The organism is Tolypothrix sp. FACHB-123, from assembly GCF_014697075.1.
Classification (GTDB): domain Bacteria; phylum Cyanobacteriota; class Cyanobacteriia; order Cyanobacteriales; family Nostocaceae; genus Aulosira.
In genome coordinates this window covers 1-1,529 of the sequence record NZ_JACJRE010000164.1, presented here as the reverse complement: position 1 = coordinate 1,529, position 1,529 = coordinate 1, and the positions used below count along the sequence as shown (strand labels likewise).

The 1,529-nt window shown below is 34.8% G+C and carries 1 protein-coding gene; it reads left to right on the top strand.

Translation table 11 applies throughout. From position 1 onward, the window contains the following. The first annotated feature begins 141 nt into the window (after window positions 1–141). Window positions 142–1,275 (top strand): ISAs1 family transposase, encoded by a 1,134-nt coding sequence (locus tag H6G41_RS34515; protein WP_190752887.1) that lies wholly within the window; start codon window positions 142–144, stop codon window positions 1,273–1,275. The last annotated feature ends 254 nt before the right edge of the window (window positions 1,276–1,529 follow it).

The window sequence follows — 1,529 nt, the reverse complement described above, 5'->3', positions numbered from 1 at the left end:
CAGGGCAAACGCATCTAAATAGAGAAAAGTGCTAAGTAGAGGTGTGTTTTGAGTAGTACAAGAGAACTATATATAACTGGTGAAGAGAGCGATCGCTAAAAATGATATTGTCATTCTCAAAGTAGAACTAAGCCAGAGCCTGTGAAACTCAAGCCCAAAATCACGATTGCTGATCACTTTAGTGTAATAGAAGATCCACGCATAGATCGTACTAAAAGACACAAGTTAATCGATATTATGACCATTGCCGTATGTGCGGTAATTTGTGGGGCAGATGGATGGGTCGCAATAGAGACTTATGGTTGTGCTAAGTATGAGTGGTTACAAACATTTTTAGAGTTACCAAATGGCATTCCGTCTCACGATACTTTTGCGAGAGTATTTGCACAAATAAATCCCCAACAGTTTCAATCATGTTTTCTTGATTGGATGAAATCAATACAGAAGATAACCTCAGGTGAAGTGGTAGCAATTGACGGAAAAACCTTACGTGGTTCTTATAATAAAAGTAGTGACCAAAGCGCAATTCAAATGGTAAGCGCCTGGGCAACTACAAATAGATTGGTGTTGGGACAAGTGAAGGTGGATGAAAAATCGAATGAAATTACAGCAATTCCAGAGTTGTTAAAAGTATTAGAACTCTCTGGGTGTATCGTGACAATTGATGCAATCGGTTGTCAAAAAGAGATTGTTAAGTTAATTACACAACAAAATGCAGATTATGTAATTACATTAAAAAAGAACCAAGGAAATCTTTATGATGAGGTAGAAAAACTATTTAAATCAGGGATAAATACAGGTTTTGAGGGGATTGAGCATAGCACATATAAAACAGAAGAAGCCGGGCATGGTCGTGATGAAATCCGCCACTATGTAATGTTATCTCAAATTCAGTCTCGGCTTAACCCAGATTCAGTTTGGTCAAACTTTAATAGTGTTGGAATGGTAGAATCCGTCCGTTCATTAAATGGTGAAACAACGGTTGAAACCCATTATTTTATCAGTAGCCTTGAGTCAAATGCTAAACAGTTTGGTAATTCTATTCGCAGTCATTGGGGAATAGAAAATTCATTACATTGGATATTGGATATCGCCTTGAGGGAAGATAACTGTCGGATTAGAAAAGATAATGCTCCACAGAATTTTGCAATTCTCAGACATATTGCAGTCAACCTTTTAGGTCAAGAAAAGCGTGTTAAACGTGGAATAAAAAATAAACAGTTTCTCGCTGGATGGGATAACAATTATTTAACAAGAGTTTTAGCATTAGTATAAATTATTATATCAGGAATTGAATTTAAATCCTTAGGGAAAGGTCTCCCTTTTTCTCTATGTAAATATACTTTTATAAACTCAAATTTGGAGTTTTTTAGTATCAATAAATAATTATTCAGCTTCAGATAAGCTAATTCAGATTTTTCTGAATATTTTTATTTGTTTTATTTATCATTGCCGGAATTTTTACAATTATCAATGTCATTTTGAAATCTCTCTTAGTTTTTATTAGGAAATAAGATGCGTTTCCCCTA